The 525-nt window shown below is 57.3% G+C and carries 1 protein-coding gene; it reads left to right on the top strand.

Annotated features, from left to right (window positions below):
- Positions 1-321, top strand: a 321-nt coding sequence (locus HBA93_RS18205; protein ID WP_221724237.1) for a Tn3 family transposase, incomplete at its 5' end; no start/stop codon positions are given.
- Positions 322-525 lie beyond the last annotated feature (204 nt).

The raw sequence follows: 525 nt of genomic DNA, 5'->3' as shown, positions 1-525 counted from the left end.
ATTCTGGACGCCGATCTCCAACGCCGCGCCCAGATCGGGCTCAACAAGGGCGAGGCCCATCACGCGCTGAAACGAGCCATCAGCTTCCATCGCCGGGGTGAAATCCGCGACCGTTCCGCCGAAGGCCAGCATTACCGGATCGCCGGCATGAACCTGCTCGCCGCCATCATCATCTTCTGGAACACCATGAAGCTCGGCGAAGTCGTCGCCAACCAGAAACGCGATGGAAAGCCGCTGTCGCCCGATCTCTTGGCCCATGTCTCGCCGCTGGGATGGGAGCATATCAACCTCACCGGCGAATATCGGTGGCCAAAGCCTTAGCGTAGGATTCCGCCCCCTCCCGCAAACGACCCCAAAATGGTTGGTGATCTGAACGGTGATCTATATGCGGTTAATTGTAAGAACGGCACCTTGCGCTTTTACCGCAATCTGGTGGCAACGCCTGAAAATCCTACTCCCTCTTATGGCGATTGGATGGTTCGGCTTGATCCCCATCGCCCCTCAGATTTCATCTCTAAGTTAGCA

The sequence above is a fragment of the Ochrobactrum sp. SFR4 genome (genome assembly GCF_019730395.1).
Taxonomy (GTDB): Bacteria; Pseudomonadota; Alphaproteobacteria; order Rhizobiales; family Rhizobiaceae; genus Pseudochrobactrum.
The sequence above is the reverse complement of the archived record's forward strand: the minus strand, read 5'-3'. Positions and strand labels throughout refer to the sequence as shown.